This window comes from Bifidobacteriaceae bacterium, from assembly GCA_031281585.1.
Lineage (GTDB): Bacteria > Actinomycetota > Actinomycetes > Actinomycetales > WQXJ01 > JAIRTF01.
Map to the genome: position 1 here is coordinate 1 of JAITFE010000067.1, position 17,067 is coordinate 17,067.

Annotated in this window: 18 protein-coding genes and 1 other RNA gene; 14 read left to right on the forward strand and 5 right to left on the reverse strand. The window is 68.2% G+C overall.

Features of this window, described 5'->3' with window-relative positions:
* The 11 genes from LBC97_07815 to rnpB all read left to right on the forward strand — a co-directional run.
* Nucleotides 1-671 (forward strand): hypothetical protein (locus LBC97_07815; GenBank protein ID MDR2565953.1); only part of this gene is annotated, 671 nt, incomplete at its 5' end.
* A gap of 164 nt (nucleotides 672-835) precedes the next feature.
* Nucleotides 836-2,344: an acetyl-CoA hydrolase/transferase family protein gene (locus LBC97_07820; protein ID MDR2565954.1), complete on the forward strand. Its 1,509-nt coding sequence runs from the start codon at nucleotides 836-838 to the stop codon at nucleotides 2,342-2,344.
* Nucleotides 2,345-2,424: 80 nt separating this feature from the next.
* Entirely contained in the window at nucleotides 2,425-3,042 is a 618-nt protein-coding gene (locus LBC97_07825) for a hydrolase (protein ID MDR2565955.1), read from the forward strand.
* A 19-nt stretch (nucleotides 3,043-3,061) separates the two neighbouring features.
* A complete protein-coding gene (locus LBC97_07830) occupies nucleotides 3,062-3,883 on the forward strand; it encodes an aldo/keto reductase (GenBank protein ID MDR2565956.1) in 822 nt (273 codons plus the stop codon).
* A gap of 109 nt (nucleotides 3,884-3,992) precedes the next feature.
* On the forward strand, nucleotides 3,993-5,033 hold the full coding sequence (locus LBC97_07835) for an ABC transporter substrate-binding protein (protein ID MDR2565957.1): 1,041 nt from the start codon (nucleotides 3,993-3,995) through the stop codon (nucleotides 5,031-5,033).
* A gap of 172 nt (nucleotides 5,034-5,205) precedes the next feature.
* A complete protein-coding gene (locus LBC97_07840) occupies nucleotides 5,206-6,282 on the forward strand; it encodes an ABC transporter permease (GenBank protein MDR2565958.1) in 1,077 nt (358 codons plus the stop codon).
* A 3-nt stretch (nucleotides 6,283-6,285) separates the two neighbouring features.
* Nucleotides 6,286-7,074 (forward strand): ABC transporter ATP-binding protein, encoded by a 789-nt coding sequence (locus LBC97_07845; protein ID MDR2565959.1) that lies wholly within the window; start codon nucleotides 6,286-6,288, stop codon nucleotides 7,072-7,074.
* A 59-nt stretch (nucleotides 7,075-7,133) separates the two neighbouring features.
* Entirely contained in the window at nucleotides 7,134-7,982 is an 849-nt protein-coding gene (locus LBC97_07850; protein MDR2565960.1) for a Nif3-like dinuclear metal center hexameric protein, read from the forward strand.
* Complete coding sequence (locus LBC97_07855; GenBank protein MDR2565961.1) at nucleotides 7,979-8,719, forward strand: C4-type zinc ribbon domain-containing protein; 741 nt, start codon at nucleotides 7,979-7,981, stop codon at nucleotides 8,717-8,719. Before LBC97_07850 ends, LBC97_07855 begins: the two co-directional genes overlap by 4 nt.
* Entirely contained in the window at nucleotides 8,716-9,912 is a 1,197-nt protein-coding gene (locus LBC97_07860; GenBank protein ID MDR2565962.1) for a bifunctional RNase H/acid phosphatase, read from the forward strand. The genes LBC97_07855 and LBC97_07860 overlap by 4 nt, the downstream gene beginning before the upstream one ends.
* A 14-nt stretch (nucleotides 9,913-9,926) precedes the next feature.
* Nucleotides 9,927-10,281: RNase P RNA component class A (gene rnpB / locus LBC97_07865), an RNA gene on the forward strand.
* Nucleotides 10,282-10,310: 29 nt separating this feature from the next.
* Here rnpB and LBC97_07870 read toward each other — a convergent pair.
* Nucleotides 10,311-11,126, reverse strand: a complete 816-nt coding sequence (locus LBC97_07870) for an ROK family protein (protein MDR2565963.1) — start codon at nucleotides 11,124-11,126, stop codon at nucleotides 10,311-10,313.
* Between the two features lie 161 nt (nucleotides 11,127-11,287).
* Between LBC97_07870 and LBC97_07875 the strand changes: the two genes are divergently transcribed.
* The gene (locus LBC97_07875; protein MDR2565964.1) at nucleotides 11,288-12,046 is read left to right on the forward strand and encodes an RNA methyltransferase; all 759 of its coding nucleotides are present in this window, start codon (nucleotides 11,288-11,290) and stop codon (nucleotides 12,044-12,046) included.
* 22 nt (nucleotides 12,047-12,068) lie between these two features.
* Here the strand turns inward: LBC97_07875 and LBC97_07880 are convergent, their stop codons facing one another.
* Nucleotides 12,069-12,686 carry a superoxide dismutase gene (locus LBC97_07880; protein MDR2565965.1) on the reverse strand — a complete coding sequence of 206 codons (618 nt, stop codon included), beginning with the start codon at nucleotides 12,684-12,686 and terminating at the stop codon, nucleotides 12,069-12,071.
* 84 nt (nucleotides 12,687-12,770) lie between these two features.
* Between LBC97_07880 and LBC97_07885 the strand changes: the two genes are divergently transcribed.
* Nucleotides 12,771-13,205: a response regulator gene (locus LBC97_07885; protein ID MDR2565966.1), complete on the forward strand. Its 435-nt coding sequence runs from the start codon at nucleotides 12,771-12,773 to the stop codon at nucleotides 13,203-13,205.
* Between the two features lie 17 nt (nucleotides 13,206-13,222).
* On the forward strand, nucleotides 13,223-14,299 hold the full coding sequence (gene trpD, locus LBC97_07890; GenBank protein ID MDR2565967.1) for an anthranilate phosphoribosyltransferase: 1,077 nt from the start codon (nucleotides 13,223-13,225) through the stop codon (nucleotides 14,297-14,299).
* Here the strand turns inward: trpD and LBC97_07895 are convergent.
* From LBC97_07895 to LBC97_07905, 3 genes are read right to left on the reverse strand one after another with little or no spacing between them, the layout of a single operon-like run.
* Nucleotides 14,275-14,556 (reverse strand): Lrp/AsnC ligand binding domain-containing protein, encoded by a 282-nt coding sequence (locus LBC97_07895; GenBank protein ID MDR2565968.1) that lies wholly within the window; start codon nucleotides 14,554-14,556, stop codon nucleotides 14,275-14,277. The two genes, trpD and LBC97_07895, sit on opposite strands and share 25 nt — an antisense overlap.
* Nucleotides 14,553-15,122, reverse strand: coding sequence for a hypothetical protein (locus LBC97_07900; protein MDR2565969.1), 570 nt, complete (start codon nucleotides 15,120-15,122; stop codon nucleotides 14,553-14,555). The genes LBC97_07895 and LBC97_07900 overlap by 4 nt, the downstream gene beginning before the upstream one ends.
* A 30-nt stretch (nucleotides 15,123-15,152) precedes the next feature.
* A complete protein-coding gene (locus tag LBC97_07905) occupies nucleotides 15,153-16,997 on the reverse strand; it encodes a long-chain fatty acid--CoA ligase (protein MDR2565970.1) in 1,845 nt (614 codons plus the stop codon).
* Nucleotides 16,998-17,067: the final 70 nt, after the last annotated feature.

Here is a 17,067-nt window from a genome sequence, read left to right on the forward strand (position 1 = left end):
CGATGTACCGGGCGGCGGAGGCCGCGCTCGAGGCGGCGGCCGGGCGCGGGCTGGACGTGGCCGAACACCTGGAGCGGGTGCGGCGCCGCCAAGCCAACGCCGCGGCCTACAGCCAGACCGTGGACCGGTACGCCTGGCCGACGAACGGTTTGGAGGGCGTGCAAATCGCGCCTTTCCAACTGCTCGCCGCCAGCGGACAGGCCCTCTACGGCCGGGGCCACGAGTGGCACATGGCCGTGGCTGAGCGGCTGGCCGCCGCCGACCAGGCCCTGATCCGGCCAACGCGGTGGCTGGCGCTCAACCCGGGGGACCAGGCCGACCGCCGGCGCGGGGTCCAATGGTGGGAGGACCTGACACGGGCCGGGGGAGAGGGCATGGTGGTCAAACCGGCGGCGGGGCCGGTCAAACAGGGCCAGCGGTTGGTCCAGCCGGGGCTGAAGGTCCGCGGCCGCGACTACCTGCGCATGACCTACGGCCCGGACTACCTGGACCGGCTTGGGGACCTCAGGCAACGCCAACTCGGCCTGAAGCGGTCGCTGGCGCTGAGGGAGTACGCGCTGGGGCTGGAGGCGATCGACCGCCTGGTCGCAGGCGACCCGCTGTGGCGGCGCCATGAGGCAGTGTTCGCCGTGCTGGCCCTCGAGTCGGAGCCGACCGACCCCAGGCTGTGAGACTGGCGGCGAGACGGCCGGGAAACAACCGGGGGCCAGGCGCAAGTGTGGCGCTGATCACAGGCTTTGGGTGGGCGATCAGGTCTAAAGACCTATTAAGATAGATGGCAGGCGGTTCACTCGAAGGCCGCGCTGAGGAAGAATCTCACGAACCAGGAGCAAGGATGAGCCGAATCAGGAACGCGCAGTTCGCCAGCAAGGTCATGACCGCCGATCAAGCCGCGACCTTCATCGAGGACGGCAGCAACGTCGGATTCTCGGGATTCACCGGCTCGGGCTACCCGAAGGCGGTGCCACAGGCGTTGGCTGCCCGGATTCAACAACTGCACGCGGACGGACAGCCGTTCAAGATCGGCGTGTTCACGGGCGCCTCGACGGCGCCCGAACTGGACGGGGTCCTGGCGGAGGCGGACGGGATCGCCTGGCGGATGCCCTACCAATCGGACCCCGTGCTGCGCGGCAAGATCAACGAGGGCGTGACGGACTACTGCGACATCCACTTGGGGCTGTCGGGTCCGCTGACGGCATCGGGCTTCCTGGGCAAACTCGACACGGCGGTGATCGAGATCACGGCGATCACTGAGGACGGCGACCTGATCCCGTCCTCCTCGCTGGGCAACAACCTGCTGTGGATCGAAACGGCGCGTCAGGTGATCCTGGAGGTCAACCACTGGCAGTCGCTGGACCTCTACGGCATGCACGACGTGTATTACCAGCCCGCGCTGCCGCCGGACCGCGTCCCCATCCCGATTGTCGCGGCTGGCGACCGGATTGGCCAAAAGACCCTCAGGATCGACCCGGAGAAAGTGGTCGCGGTGGTGGAAACCGAGGCGCCGGACCGCAACTCGCCGTTCAAACCGTTGGACGACCAATCGAAGCTGATCGCCGGGCACCTGCTGGACTTCCTCCAGCACGAGGTCCAGATCGGGCGCCTGCCGAAGAACCTGCTGCCGCTGCAATCCGGGGTGGGCAACATAGCCAACGCGGTGTTGGCCGGGCTGCTCGACGGGCCCTTCGACGCGATCACCTCCTACACCGAGGTGATCCAGGACGGGATGGTGGACTTGCTGGATTCCGGCAAGATGACCGTCGCGTCGGCCACCGCCTTCTCGCTCAGCCCGGAATACGCCGAAAAGCTCAACGACGGCGCCGCCGAATACTCGCAGAAGATCATCCTGCGCCCGCAGGACGTGTCCAACAACCCGGAGGTAATCCGACGGTTGGGTGTGATCGCCTGCAACGGCCTGATCGAGGCAGACATCTACGGCAACGTCAACTCCACGCACATCATGGGCTCGCGTATGCAGAACGGACTGGGCGGCTCCGGCGACTTCACGCGCAACGCCTACATCTCTTCGTTCGTGACGCCGTCCGTGGCGAAGGGCGGCGCCATCTCCTGCATTGTGCCCATGGTTTCCCACGTGGACCACACCGAGCATGACGTGCAGGTCATCATCACGGAACAAGGCCTGGCGGACCTGCGCGGCCTGGCGCCGCGCAAACGCGCCCGCGTGGTGATCGACAAATGCGCGCACCCCGACTTCAAGCCTGCGCTGGAGGAGTACTTCGAGCGCGCCCAGCGGGTCGCCAACTCGCAGCACACCCCGCACGACCTGAAGACCGCGCTAGGTTGGCACGTCCGCTTCTTGGAGACGGGGTCCATGAAGGCCTGAAAGTCGGCTGGCGTCCGCCCTGTGAGCAGTCGGGGGCGGACGCCGCGCGCCGGTTGGGCGCCGGCCTAGCCTCTGTTGGCATGACTAGCTACCCGCCGCGCGACCCGGCCAAGGATCCTTTGCTCAGCCCATCGAACGCCGCCCTGCTGATCATCGACTATCAGCCGACGCAGCTTGAGTCGCTGCAGTCCCATCCGCAAGAGCAGATCATCGAGAAAGTGGTGGAGCTGGCGCGCACCGGCGTCATCTACGGCCTGCCGATCATTTTGAGCACGGTCAACGTCTCCTCCGGCCGCGAGCAGCCGACCATTCCACGCCTCGCCTCGGTGCTCCAAGGCGTCACCACGTATGACCGCACCTCAATCAACTCCTGGGAGGACCAACAGTTCAACGAGGCGGTCCACGCGACCGGCCGCAAGAAGCTGGTCATTGCGGGACTGTGGACGGAGGCGTGCGTCACTTTCCCAACGGTCGACGCGCTCGCGGAGGGTTTCGAGGTCTATCCGGTGGTGGACGCTATTGCGGGCACCTCGTTGACCTCCCACAACACAGCGCTGCGGCGCATTGAGCACGCCGGGGCGCACCTGACGTCCGTGGTGCAGTTGCTGTGCGAACTTCAGCGCGACTGGAACCGCCAGAACACGGTCCAACCGTTCGTCAAGGAGATGTTCCAGGTCCACGCCTTCCCGCAGTACTGACCGGGTTTATGGTGAACCCATGGCGATTCCCACCTTCCGGCTCAATTCGGGCCATGGCATCCCGGCTCTTGGGGTCGGCACCTACAAGTTGGAGCCGTCGCTGACGGCCGCGACCGTTGAGCAGGCCCTTCAGCTGGGCTACCGGCATGTCGACACGGCCGCGCTCTACGGCAACGAGGCCGAGGTGGGGGAGGGGCTCAGACGTTCCGGGGTCCCGCGCGAGGAGGTTTTCGTCACAACCAAGCTTTGGAACGACCAGCACGGGCACCGTGCCGCGTTGGCGGCTTTCGACCATTCGCTCGGTTTGCTGGGTCTGGACTATGTGGACCTCTACCTGATCCACTGGCCCGTGCCGGCGAACGGGCTGATGGTGGAGGCGTGGCAGGCGCTGATTGACATCGCCGCGACCGGCCGGGCCCGGTCGATCGGCGTGTCCAACTTCCGCTCCGAGGACCTGGCGGCCGTCATCGACGCGACGGGCGTGGTGCCCGCGGTCAACCAGATCGAGTTGCATCCGCTCTACCAGCAGCGCGACCTGCGCTCCGTGGACGCCGACCTGGGCATTGTGACGGAGGCTTGGAGCCCGTTGGGGCGGGGCGCGGACCTGGGGAACGACACCATCCGCGCCGTCGCCGGCGAGACGGGCAAGAGCGCGGCCCAGGTGGTTTTGCGCTGGCTGATCCAGCTTGGGATTGTCGCGTTCCCCAAGACGTCGAAGCCCGCCCGGCTGGCGGAGAACCTCGCCATTGACGACTTCGAACTGCGGCCCGACCAGATGGAGCGAATCAACGCCATCCGGGACGCGTCACGGGTCGGCAGCAATCCGGCCACTGTCCATTAGTCGAACCGATCTGTCCATAGGGTGAGATTCGGGTAAACTGCCGGGGTAATGCCCGTGCAGCATCCAGTGTTGCCCGGCTTCGCCCCCTTTTGGAGAGGTAAACGGACTAGTGAAAACACGCTCTCGTATAGCAGCCCTGGCCGTCGTCGCGGCCGCCGCGGTGGCATTGACCGGCTGCGGCACCAACGAGCCGGCCGGCGGCGGCTCGAAGACTCCGGACGCCGGGCGTTCGGCGGACGCCGGCGCGCAAGGCGCCGAGGCTTACAAGATCGCCATCACGCAGTACTTGGCGCACCCCTCGCTCGACCTGATCACGCAGGGTTTCAAGGACGGCTTGGCGGAGAAGAACGTCCAAGTCGAGTACACGTACGATGACGCCCAGGGCGATCCGAACAACACCGCCACGATCGCGGGCAAGTACGCCGCCGACGCGTCCTTCGACTTGATCTTGGCGGTCGCGACGCCCTCAGCCCAGGCGGTTGTGAACCAGGTTGGCGACCGGCCGGTGCTGTTCGCGGGCGTGACGGACCCGGTTGACGCGGGCCTGGTACCCTCCTGGGAGCCTTCCGGCACAAACGTCACCGGCACCTCCGACCTGAACCCGGAGGGTTACCCGGCCGCGTTGATTCAGGAGATCCTGGGTGTGGACAAGGTCAAGACCATCGGCTACCTCTACTCGTTGGGTGAGAAGAACTCGGTGGTCCAACTCAACATGCTGCAGGCTGAGGCGGAAGCCCTCGGGATCGAGGTGAAGGAGTCCGGCATCACCAACGCCTCGGAGCTGACCGCCGGCGTGCAGGCTCTGGCCGACGTGGATGCGATCTACGTGGGCACCGACAACACCGTGGTGGAGGGGATTGAGCAAGTGGTCGCGTTCGGCCAGGAGAACAAGATCCCGGTGTTCGTGGCCGACGCGGCGTCGGTGGAACGGGGCGGCTTGGCCACCCGCGGAATCGACTACTACGAACTGGGCAAGCGGACGGCCGAGCAGGCTTACGAGATCCTGGTCAACGGGGCCGATCCGGGTTCGATCGCGCCGCTGCAGGTCACCGACACCCAGATCGTGGCGAACCCGGAGGCGGCGGAGCAGTACGGCGTCACCATCCCCGAGTCGGTGTTGGCGGACGCCACACAGGTCACCACGAGCTGACCGCCGGACCGCCGGCGGCCTTCGCCCGCCGGCAGTCTCTTGCGAAAACCGGCCCCGGCGCGCCGGGCAGCCGCCCCTTTGGGCGGTTTACCAGGCGCGGCGGGGCCGGTTAGGCTGTGTCCGCAGTGATTTCACATCCTCTTAGCCATCCCAGAAGTCAAGGAAGCCGCCGTTGCTAGCAGCCGTCGAACAAGGCCTTATCTTCTCCCTGCTGGCGCTGGGCGTCTTCCTGACCTACCGAATCCTCAACTTCGCGGACCTGACCGTTGACGGTTCGTTCACCACGGGCGCCGGCACGGCCGCGATCCTGATCTACAACGGCTGCAACCCCTACCTGGCGACGGCCGCCGGGTTCGCCGTCGGCGCGGTGGCCGGCCTGATCACCGCCTTGCTGCACACCAAGCTCAGGATCGATCCGCTGCTGGCCTCGATCTTGACCATGATCGGCCTGTATTCGATCAACTTGAGGATCATGGGCGGTCCGAACGTCGGGCTGAACATGCGCAGCGGCCAGTTGATTGAGACCGTCTTCACACCGCTCAAACAGGCCAAGCTGATGTCCTCCTGGCAAACCGCGACCATTTTGACCGCGGTGGCGCTGGCGTTCACGGCCGGGATCGTCTGGTTCCTGGCCACCAACTTCGGGCTGGCCACGCAGGCCACCGGCGACAACCCGCAGATGGCCCTGGCGGGCGGGATCTCCACCGACTGGACCAAGATCGTGACCCTGATGATCTCGAACGGCTTGGTGGGGCTGTCCGGCGCGATTTACGCGCAATTCCAGGGCTACGCGGACGTGCAGATGGGGATCGGGCTGATCCTGGTCGGGTTGGCCTCTGTGATCGTGGGCAACGCCATACTCGGCACCCGCTACATGGCCCTCGCGGTGCTGGGCGTGGTGGTTGGCTCGGTGGTCTACAGACTGGTGCTCTATTACGCGATCTACTGGGAGATCGCCGAGGCGGGGGACATGAAGCTGATCTCGGCGGTATTGGTGGTGATCGCCCTGGTGATCTCGCAAAGCGAGACTGTGCGCGGCCTGATGAACAAGCTCTCTCCTTTCAAGTCGCCCGTGGTGCCGGAGCCGCTGACCGCCCCGGAACTGGGCGCGGAACCGGCCGAGGGGCCAACGCCGGTCGACCCGGATCCGTTCTTAGACCAGGGCGACCTTATGGAAGGCGACCGCGAGGAGGCGGGCGCCCGGCCGGGATTGCGGCGCCGCCGCCACGACCAGGACGGGGAGGTGTGAGCCATGCTCAATCTGACCGGGGTGTCGAAAACCTTCTTCGCGGGCACGGCGAACGAGCGCCGGGCGTTGCGCCACGTCTCGCTGGAACTGGCGGAAGGCGATTTCGCCACCGTGATCGGCTCAAACGGCGCCGGCAAGTCGACCCTGCTGAACGTGATCGCCGGCTCGCTGCCCACGGACGGCGGCAGCGTCTTGATCGACGGCCACGACGTGACCAAGCTGCCGGCCTACCGACGGGCCTCGCTGTTGGCGCGGGTCTTCCAGGACCCGCAGGCGGGGACGGCGCCGCACCTGACGATCGAACAGAACATGGCAATCGCCCTGACGCGAGGCTCCCGCCGGGGGCTGGGAATGGGCGTGGGCCCGAAACGCCGGGCCATGTTCCGCGAGGAGCTGGAGGTGCTGGGGCTAGGCCTGGAGAATCGCCTCAAGACCAGGGTCGGCATGCTCTCCGGCGGGCAGCGCCAGGCCTTGTCGTTGCTGATGGCCTCTTTCACGGAGCCCCGCCTGCTGCTGCTGGACGAGCACACCGCCGCGCTGGACCCGGCCCGCGCCGAACTGGTCACCGAGCTGACCGTGAAGGTTGTGGCGGAGTCCAACCTGACCGCCTTGATGGTCACCCACAACATGGCCCAGGCTTTGCGGGTCGGAAACCGCCTCTTGATGATGCACGAGGGCGAGATCATCCTCGAATTGAACGCCGCCCAGAAGCGGCGCACCACTGTGGCCGACTTGATGGAGCGCTTCACCTCCGTCAAGGGCCAGATGGCGGACCGGAGCCTGCTGAGCTGACGGGTCTTGGCGCCACCCGGCGGCGATCCGGGCCGGGGGCGGGTCCCTAAGCTAGAAGGATGACTGCCACCCTGGCCGGCGCCGTGCGCGTCCTGGACGACCTCTACCCGCCCTCGCTGAAAGAGGAGTGGGACCGGATCGGTCTGGTCTGCGGCGAACCGGAGGCGCCGGTCGCGCGGGTCGCCTTCGCGGTCGACCCGACCCTGCGGTCGGTCCGCCAGGCGATCGACTGGGGCGCTGACCTGTTTGTGGTCCACCATCCGCTGCTGCTGCGGCCGGTCAACTCGGTCGCGGCCACGACCTTCAAGGGCGCGATTGTGCATTCGCTGATCAAGGCCGGCTGCGCCCTTTACACCGCCCACACCAACGCGGACGCGGCCGCCGGGGGCGTCGCGGACGCCCTGGCTGGCGGTCTGGGCCTGGAACGAACCCGGCCGCTGGTGCCGGACGCGGCCGACCCGGCGGTCGGCATCGGACGCGTCGGGTCGTTGCCCGGCCCGGCGGCGTTGGGGGAACTCGCGGCGCGCCTGGCCGCCTCCCTGCCCCCCAACCGCCACGGGGTGCGGATCGCCGGGCCGGTGGACGCCATGGTCGCCACGGCGGCGGTGGTCGGGGGAGCGGGCGATTCGCTGTTCGATGCCGTCCGGGCGGCCGGAGTGGACGTGTACGTCACGGCCGACCTCCGGCACCATCCGGCCCTGGAAGCCCGCGAGCAAGCCGAATTCGCAGGTCACGGGCGGCCGTACCTGCTGGACGTGTCGCATGCGGCCTCCGAATGGGGGTGGCTGGCGCGAGCGGCGCGGCAACTCGAGGAGAGGCTGGCGGCTGCGGGCGATAGGGTTGTGACCTGGGTGAATCCCGAGGTGGCCGATCCCTGGACGGCCCGTGTGGAAAGGACAGACGCTTGAAAGCCCCATCCGCTGATCAACAACGACTATTGGTTGTGCAAGCGCACGACACCCAACTGCATCAACTGGCGCACAAGCGCGCCAACCTGCCGACCCGGGGCGAATTGGCCCTGGCGCAGGACGAGGAGCAACTCGCGGGCGAGGAACTGGAAATCGCCAAGGCCAAAGCCGGCGACATCCGGCGCGAGCTGACCCGCGTGGAGGACGAGCTTTCGAAAGTGGCCGCCCGGCACCGGCGCGACCGCGAGCGTCTGGAGTCCGGGGGCGGGCAATCCCGCGAACTGGTGACGCTGCAACAGGACATCGAACTGCTGGAACGTCGGCGCGACCGCCTGGAGGAAGAGGCGCTTGAAGTCATGGAGCGGCTCGAGGAGGCCCAGCGGGTCGTCTCGGGCCTGGAAGAGACCCTGAAGCGGCTGGGCGCGCGGGGGGCCGAATTGCGCGGGCGGCTGGAGGGCGAATTGGCCCAGATTGACCAGGCCGCCGCCGCGGAGCAGGCCGAGCGGGCCGCCGCCGCGCAGGGGCTGGACGAAGGCCTGCTCAAACTCTACGAGCGCTTGCGCGAGCGGTTGGGCGGGGTCGGGGCGGCGGCGCTGACGCGGCGGCGGTGCGAGGGTTGCGGCATGGACGTGAACACCTCCGACTTGGCCGCGATCCGCGCCCTGGCGGCGGACGAGGTCGCCCGCTGCGAAGAGTGCGGCCGGATTCTGGTGAGGGGCGAGGACTCCGGCCTGTGAAGCTGATCATCGAGGCGGACGGCGGTTCGCGCGGGAATCCGGGGGTGGCGGCGTTCGGTGCCCTGGTCCGCGAGTCGGCCAGCGGTCGCGTGCTGGCCGAAAGGGCCGCGTACTTGGGTGACGCGGTGACGAACAACGTGGCGGAGTACTCGGGGCTGATCGCCGGGTTGGAGGCGGCCGTCGCGGTTGAACCGGCGGCCGCGCTCGAAGTGCGGATGGACTCCAAACTGGTGGTCTCCCAGATGGCGGGGGTCTGGAAGATCAAGAACGCCGACCTGGCGAAGCTGGCGGCGAAGGCCCGCCAGGTGATCGGCGACAGGACGGTGACCTTCAAGTGGGTCCCGCGCGCCCACAACCAGGCGGCCGACTTGCTCGCCAACGAGGCGATGGACTCGCGCGGCGTGATCGAGCGGTCGCCCGGCGGCGAGGCGAGCGAACCGGGGGAGAAGAGAGCGGGCGGGGAGACGGCATCGGCGGCGTTGTCCTTGGCCGGCGCAGTGCGGTTGGCGCAGGCGGTCAGCTCCGGCGCGCAGCGGCATCCGGGAACGTTCGGGCCCATCACCACTGTGATCCTGATCCGCCACGGCATGTCGGTCGACACGGACCGGGACGTGTTCGCGGGCGGCCTGGTGCCGGGGCCGGCCCTGTCCGCGGCGGGGCGGCTGCAGGCGCAAGCCGCCCAGGAGGAGTTGGAGCGAATGCTGCAGGTGCCGTGGTTCGGTCTGGAGCGGCCCTCGGCGCTGGCCTCCTCGCCGACCCGGCGGGCGTTGGAGACGGCGGAGCCGCTGGCGGCGGCCTTCGGGCTGACGGTCCAGGTGGACCCCGGATTCGTGGAGGAGGAGTTCGGCGATTGGGACGGCTTGACGAAGTCCCAGGTGGAGGCGCGCTGGCCGGGCGGGGTGGACCGGTGGGCGGCCGACCCGGACTACACGCCGAGCGGCGGCGAGTCACGCCGCCAGGTGGGCATTCGGGTCAAGGCGGCCCTGGAACGGGTGGCGCAAGCCAATTTGGGCGGCACGGTGGTGATCACCTCGCACGCGGTCGCGGTGCGGGCCGCGCTCGGGGCGGCCCTGGGCGCCCCACCCGAGGCCTGGTTCGGCTTTAGGGTCGCGCCCGCCTCGATCAACATTGTGCGCCTGTGGGAACTGGGCAAGACCGAGGTGGTCTGCACCAACCGGACCGCCGCCCGGTAGGGTAGTGCCTTGGATGAGCCGGCTGGACGGCCGCGTCGGGGGAGACCCCGCCGAGGAAAGTCCGGGCTCCGCAGAGCAGGGCGGTGGGCAACACCCACCCGGGGCGACCCGCGGGAAAGTGCCACAGAAAACAGACCGCCGCCGCCTTTGGGGCGGCGGTAAGGGTGAAACGGCGGTGTAAGAGACCACCAGCGCCCAGGGCGACCTGGGCGGCTCGGCAAACCCCGCCCGGAGCAAGGCCAGACAGGCGGCGCTTGAGGGCTGCTCGCCCAAGCCGCCGGGTAGGCCGCTTGAGGCCCGCGGCAACGCGGGCCCTAGATGGATGGCCGTCTTGAATGACAGAACCCGGCTTACAGGCCGGCTCATCCACCCATCGGCGGGGTGCCGCCGCGCGGTTCCTAGTCCGAGGCGGTCGGCGTGGCGCGCAGAGCCGGGGTGGCCGCCGCACGGGCGCTGGCCGCGTCTTGCCAGGCCAAGACCGCCGCGCCGACAATGCCGGCGGTGTTGCGCAAAGCCGCCGGCACAATCTTCGGCCGGATGTGGAGCAGCGGCAGGAACTTGTCGTGCTTGCGGGAGATGCCGCCGCCCACCACGATCAAATCGGGCCAGAGCAGGCGGTCGATCTCGGTGAAGTAGCGTTGCAGCCGGCGGGCCCATTTGGCGTAGGTCAAACCCTCGCGCTCCTTGGCGGACGCCGCCGCCCACTTTTCCGCGTCCTTCCCGTTGATCTTGATGTGCCCCAGTTCGGCGTTGGGCCACAGCTTTCCCGCCGTGATCAGGGCGACTCCAATGCCGGTGCCCAGCGTCATGACGGCGACGGTGCCGGGGTGGTCCTTGGCGGCGCCGAAGGCGACCTCCGCGTAGCCGGCGGCGTCCGCGTCGTTGACCACGGTGGCGCCACGCCCGGTGCCCTGGCGGACCGCCTCGGCCAGGTTGACGCCAACCCAGGACTGGTCCAGGTTGGACATCCACGGGACCACGCCGCCAAGGATGGGACTGGGGAAGGACACCCCGACCGGGACGGATTGATCCAAGTCGAAGTGGTCCAGCAACTCGGCGATCACGCCTACCACCGCCTGGGGCGTGGCCGGCTGGGGCGTGGGGATCTTGAAGCGATCCTCCGTCAACTCGCCGGTGTCGAGGTCGACCGGCGCGCCTTTCACGCCGGAGCCGCCAACATCCACGCCGAAGGCTATCTTGCCGGACATAGTGATCCTCCTTGGCCTGCCCAAACGATGGTTTTCCCAATCTTCGCACATGGCGGCGGCGACCCGCTGGGCCGCCTGGCCAGCATCTCGGCGTGGGCCAAAGCCCCGCGCGGTACCCTGGGCCGGTGCTTGTGCCAGTGGCCGGCCCGGAAGACCCGCGGCTGGAAATGTACCGTCACCTCACCGACGTGACTTTGAGGAAACGCCTCGAGCCGGAGCGGGGCCTGTTCATGGCCGAGTCCGCCTACGTGATCGGGCGCGCGCTGGACGCGTGCCTGGAGCCGTACTCGCTGCTCATGACGCCAAAATGGGTCGACGCCCTGGACGGCATCCTGAGCCGCCTGGACCCGGCGGTCCCCGTCTACGTGGGCCCGGATGACGTGTTGCACCAGGTCACAGGCTTCCATGTGCACAGGGGCGCGGTCGCGGCGATGCGCCGCCCGGCCTTGCCGGCCTGGCTGGACCTGGTGGCCGGCGCGCGCCGGATTTGCGTGGTCGAGGACGTGGTGGACCACACCAACCTGGGCGCCATCTTCCGGTCCGCCGCAGGCCTGGGCGTGGACGCGGTCTTGGCGACGCCCCGCAGCGCCGATCCGCTCTACCGCCGGTCGGTGCGCGTCTCCATGGGCACCGTGTTCCAGGTCCCCTGGACCCGGATCGCGCCCTGGCCGGCGGCTTTGGACACGCTCAAGCGCGACGGCTGGCATGTGGCCGCGTTGGCCCCCGCCGCCGATGCCGTGCCCCTCGACCAGTTCGCCGCCCGCCTCCCAGCCCGCCTGGCTTTGCTCCTTGGGACTGAGGGCGACGGCCTGACGGCCCACGCCCTGGAGTTGGCGGACTCGGTGGTCTCGATCCCCATGGCGGCGGGGGTGGACTCGCTGAACGTGGCGGCCGCCTCCGCGGTGGCGTTCTGGGCCACCCGCTGACGCCGGCCTTTTGGCAACCGTCCTAGATCAGGCCGGCGGTGCCGGACTTGGCGCGGGCGAAGCGCGCCGCCACGTCGTACCAGTTGACAATGTTCCAGAACGCGGCGACGTAGTCCGCCTTGACGTTCAGGTAGTCCAGGTAGAAGGCGTGCTCCCACATGTCGAGGACCAGCAGCGGGACCAGACCGGCGGACAGGTTGGCTTGATGGTCGTAGACCTGGTTGACCAGCAGTTGGCCCGCCAGCGGCTCCCAGGTGAGCATGGCCCAGCCGGAGCCCTGGATGGATGTGGCGGCGGCGGAGAACTGGGCCTTGAAGGCGTCGAAGGCGCCGAACTGGTCGGCGATCGCGTCCGCCAGGTCGCCGTCTGGCGTCAGCGGCGCCTCGGGGCTCAGGTTCTTCCAGAACACCGAGTGGTTGACATGGCCGGCCAGGTTGAACGCCAGGTCCTTCTCCAACTTCGGCAGGACGGCGAAGTTGCCGGACTCGCGGGCGGCCTCAAGTTGCTCCAAAGCCGTGTTGAGCCCGGCCACGTACGCGGCGTGGTGCTTGTCGTGGTGAAGTTCCATGATGCGGCCGGAGATGTGCGGCTCGAGGGCGGAGTAGTCGTAAGGAAGCTCGGGCAAGACATAAAGAGCCATTGGTCCTCTTTCGTTCGGTTTGGGTGTGTGTTATGGCATCTTCATTAGATCACTAGTCGGCCGCCGCCCGGTAACATTTAGCGCATGACTGTAAGTGTCCCCGCATCGGGCGAAGTCCAATCCAACCCCTCCAACGCCGTTCGCATCCTTCTCTACAGCGACAACGCGCGGGTCCGCCACGAGGTCCAAGACAACTTGGGCGACACGCTTGGCGCCGACAACCGGCCAATCCAGTGGACGGAGGCGGCGACCCACGAGGTGGCCATGATCCTGTGCCAGGAGGGCACCTTCGACCTGATCGTGATGGACAACGAGACCAACAAGCTGGGGGGCGTGGGCCTGACCCGGCAGATGCGGAGCGAACTCGATTGGCAGCCCACGGTGCTGCTGCTGCTCGCCCGCCAGCAGGACGCCTGGCTGGGCGCCTGGTCCGGCGCGGACGCCGCGCTGTTGCAGCCGATCGACCCCCTCGAGTTGACCACCACGGTTGCGGACCTGGTGGGCGTGCCGCAGGCCTAGACCGCGAGCCCAGACCAGTGACCGACAACCGCCCCGAGGTGACTTGGCCCGGGCTTATCTCCACCCTGTTGCGGGGCCGCCACCTTTCAACCGCCGATGCCGCCTGGGCCATGGACGAGGTCATGTCCGGCAACGCTTCCCCCGTCCAGTTGGCCGGGCTGCTGGTGGCCCTTCGCGCCAAAGGCGAGACCGTGGACGAGTTGTCCGGGCTGGCCGCCTCCATGCTGGAGCACGCCCGGCCAATCGACCTGCCGACAGACGCCGTCGACATTGTCGGCACCGGAGGGGACAGGGCCTTCACGGTCAACATCTCGACCATGGCGGCGCTCGTCATAGCCGGCGCCGGGGCGCGGGTGGTCAAGCACGGCAACCGAGCGGCATCGTCGAAATCCGGTTCGGCGGACGTGCTGGAGGCACTGGGCGTCAACCTGGCCATGTCGGCGGAGCGCATCCGCGAGGTCTTCGACCAGGTGGGCGTGGCGTTCTTGTTCGCCCAGGCTTTTCACCCGTCCATGCGGCACGCGGCGGTCGCCCGCCGGGAGCTGGGCGTGGCGACGGTGTTCAACTTCCTGGGCCCCTTGACGAACCCGGCCAAGCCGCGGGCCTCCGCGATCGGCTGCACCGATGAGGCCATGGCCCCGCTGATGGCGGGCGTGTTGGCGGCCAGGGGCGGAACAGCGCTGGTCTTCCGGGGCCTGGCGGACGGGCTCGACGAGATGGCCGCGACCGGGCCGATCCAGCTGTGGGAGGCGCGGGGCGGCCGGGTGGAGGCGAGCGTTCTGGACCCGGTGGCCGAGCTGGGGCTGGCGCAGATCACGTTGGCGGACCTCCGGGGCGCGGACGCCGCCGCCAACGCCGCCGTCGCGCGGCAAGTCTTAGAGGGGCAGCCGGGGCCGATCCGCGACACGGTGCTGCTGAACGCCGCCGCCGGGCTGGTCGCCGCTGGCGAGCGCGCGGGCCTGACCGACGGGCCGTTGGCGCGCCGCCTGCGCTCGGGCATGGACCTGGCGGCCGAGGCAGTCGACTCTGGCGCCGCCGCCCGCGTGCTGGACCGCTGGGTCGAGGCTTCTCAGTCGCCCAGTCCCAGGTCGTAGGCCTGGTCCAAGTCGCGGGCCGAATAGGTCTGGAAGGCGATGAAAGTCTGGGTGGAGACAACCCCGGCGGTCTTGGAGACCCTTTCCGCGATCACCCCGGCCAGGTCCTCATGGCGGCGGACCTTGGCGATGGCGATCAGGTTGACCTCGCCCGTGACCGAGTAGACCTCGGCGATTCCCGGGATGTTGGCGATGGCCTGGGCTGCCTCCGGGATTAGCTGGGCCTCGGTGGTGATCATGACGACGGCGGTGATCATTGCGGCTCCTCGGAGGACTCCGCGCCGGCGTCTTCAGGCGCCTGCTCTTGTTGGCCGCCCGGCTGGGGGACCTCGTCCCACTCGAAGTTGATGTACGGATCCTCCAAGGCGGCATGCACCAGTTCGCGGTCGCCCAACGGCTTGGCCAGTTTGACCGTGCCCCATTTGAACGCCCTCGCGGGATCCGAGGGGCAGTCGCCGGCGTCCGGCACCTTGAGGACGTAGACGCCCACAGTCACTTTCGAATCCGACTCCTCCAATGTGAAGCCGGCGTGGCCGTAGCACACCGTGTCGCCGTCCACATAGTAGATCTGGAGCTCCTGGCTGTCCGGGGCGGGCTTGGCCACATTGCCCCAGGGCGCTGAAATCCAGCCGTCTTCGGGCTTGTCGCCGGTGGGCAACTCTTCATCCAATTGGGCCAGCTCTGCCGGGTCGCGGACCACCACGGTGCCGTCGTCCACTTGCGGCTCGCTGGTCTTGGTCTCTTCGCCGCCGCCGCTGCCGCAAGCGCTCAAAGTGGTGGCGAGGGCGAGGCAGACCAGGGCGGTCAGGGGTCGTTTGCGCATGGGGACCACTGTAGCGGACCCGGCCTGGGGTCAGACGGCCGGGACAGAGCCGCCGTTCTTGCCGTTCGCGCCGTAAAGCTGGTCGATCTGGGCGGCGAAATCGCGCAGCACCTTGTCGCGCTTGACTTTGAGGGACGGGGTCAGATAGCCGTTCAACTCGGTGAAATCACCCTCCAAGACCACGAACTTGCGGATCGACTCCGCTCGCGAGACGGCCTCATTGGTGCGCTGGACCGCCCGCTCAAGCGACGCCCAAACGTCGGGGTCGGTGCGGGCGTCCGCGAGCGGCATCGGCGCCTTGCCGTGGTTGGCCAGCCAGCCGGGCAGCATCTCCTCGTCCAAAGTGATGAGCGCGCCTACGAACGGCCGGCCGTCGCCCACAACCACCACCTGGGAGACCAGGGGATGGCCGCGCAGCCGGTCCTCGAGCAGAGCCGGGGCGACGTTCTTGCCGCCCGCGGTTACCAGCAACTCCTTCTTGCGTCCGGTGATGAACAGGTACTTGTCCTTGTCGAGGTAGCCCATGTCGCCGGTGTGGAACCAGCCGTCGCGCAAGGCCTCCGCCGTCGCCTCGGGGTTCTTGTGGTACTGGTCGAACACGTTGACGCCTTGGAGCAGGATCTCGCCGTCCTCGGCGATCCGGGCGGCGCAGCCGGGGAAGGGGAGGCCGACCGACCCGATCTTTTGCCGGCTCGGCCGGTTGACCGCGATCGGGGCCGTGGTCTCGGTCAGGCCGTAGCCCTCCAGCACCGTCAGGCCGATCCCTCGGTAGAAGTGGCCCAGGCGTTCGCCCAGCGGCGCGCCGCCGCTGACCGCGTACTTGGTGTGCCCGCCGATCGCCTCGCGGATCGAGCTGTAGACCAGCTTGTCGGCTATGGAATGCTGGCGTTTCAGCCACCACGACGCCCCGCGCTTGGTGTCCAGTGCTCGCGAGTAGACGATCGCGACCTTGGCGGACCAGCGGAAAATCTTCAGCTTGAGGCCGGAGCCGGCCTTCTGTTCGGCCGCGTTGTAGACCTTCTCCAACACCCTGGGCACCGCCAGCAGGAAAGTCGGCTTGAAGGAGCCGAGCGCCGGGACCAGGTTTTTCACGTCCGGGCAATGCCCGATCACTGTCTTCGAGGAGATCGCCACCACCTGGAGGAACCGGGCGAAGACGTGGGCCAGCGGCAGGAACAGCAGCGTCCGGCAGCCCTGCTTGGCGATCACGTCCACCACCGACGTCTCCGACTGGTCGAACTGGGTGTTGTCGGTCAGGCGCACAAAGTGCCCGTGCGTCAGTTCCGTCCCCTTGGGGCGGCCCGTGGTGCCGGACGTGTAGATGATGGTGGCCAGGTCTTGGCCCACAATCCCGAGGCGCCGCTGGTTTATGTCCGCGTCCGGCACGCCCGCCCCGACTTCTTTGAGGGCCGCGATCGCGCCCTGGTTCAGCTGCCAGACCTGGCGCAGCGTGGGGTCCTGGCCCCGGACCGCTTCGAGGATTAGGCCGTGGGCGGGGGTTTCGGCGAACGCGCCGCTGACGCCCGCGTCCGAGCAAATCCACTGCGCCTGCTCCACCGAACTGGTCTCGTAGATGGGCACCGACACGGCGCCCGCCGTCCAGATCGCGTAGTCCAACACCGCCCAGTCATAAGAGGTGCGGGACATGATGGCGATCTTGTCGCCGACCGCCACGCCAAGGGCGACCAGGCCCTTCGCCACCTCGACCACGTCCTGGTCGAACTGGCGGGCGGTGATCGGGGACCAACTGCCGTCCGGTTGCTGGACTTCGATCAGGGTGTCTTCGGGGTCTTGTTCCAGCCGGCGGAGGAAAAGGTCGATGATGCTGAGATTGGGATCAACTTCGACGCTCGCCGGCATCGCGATGGTATCCACGACGGCGAGTTTACAGGCACCCTACGGCACCGTAGGTGAACACCGCGCGGCCGACTGGGACAATTGTGGC

What these genes read in the sequence shown, in the direction of transcription:
- LBC97_07900 (MDR2565969.1), bottom strand. Translation starts at nt 15,122, where the DNA reads ATGCGCAAACGACCCCTGACCGCCCTGGTCTGCCTCGCCCTCGCCACC.
- LBC97_07825 (MDR2565955.1), top strand. Translation starts at nt 2,425, where the DNA reads ATGACTAGCTACCCGCCGCGCGACCCGGCCAAGGATCCTTTGCTCAGC.
- LBC97_07880 (MDR2565965.1), bottom strand. Translation starts at nt 12,686, where the DNA reads ATGGCTCTTTATGTCTTGCCCGAGCTTCCTTACGACTACTCCGCCCTC.
- LBC97_07850 (MDR2565960.1), top strand. Translation starts at nt 7,134, where the DNA reads ATGACTGCCACCCTGGCCGGCGCCGTGCGCGTCCTGGACGACCTCTAC.
- LBC97_07895 (MDR2565968.1), bottom strand. Translation starts at nt 14,556, where the DNA reads ATGATCACCGCCGTCGTCATGATCACCACCGAGGCCCAGCTAATCCCG.
- LBC97_07875 (MDR2565964.1), top strand. Translation starts at nt 11,288, where the DNA reads ATGTACCGTCACCTCACCGACGTGACTTTGAGGAAACGCCTCGAGCCG.
- LBC97_07885 (MDR2565966.1), top strand. Translation starts at nt 12,771, where the DNA reads ATGACTGTAAGTGTCCCCGCATCGGGCGAAGTCCAATCCAACCCCTCC.
- LBC97_07820 (MDR2565954.1), top strand. Translation starts at nt 836, where the DNA reads ATGAGCCGAATCAGGAACGCGCAGTTCGCCAGCAAGGTCATGACCGCC.
- LBC97_07845 (MDR2565959.1), top strand. Translation starts at nt 6,286, where the DNA reads ATGCTCAATCTGACCGGGGTGTCGAAAACCTTCTTCGCGGGCACGGCG.
- LBC97_07830 (MDR2565956.1), top strand. Translation starts at nt 3,062, where the DNA reads ATGGCGATTCCCACCTTCCGGCTCAATTCGGGCCATGGCATCCCGGCT.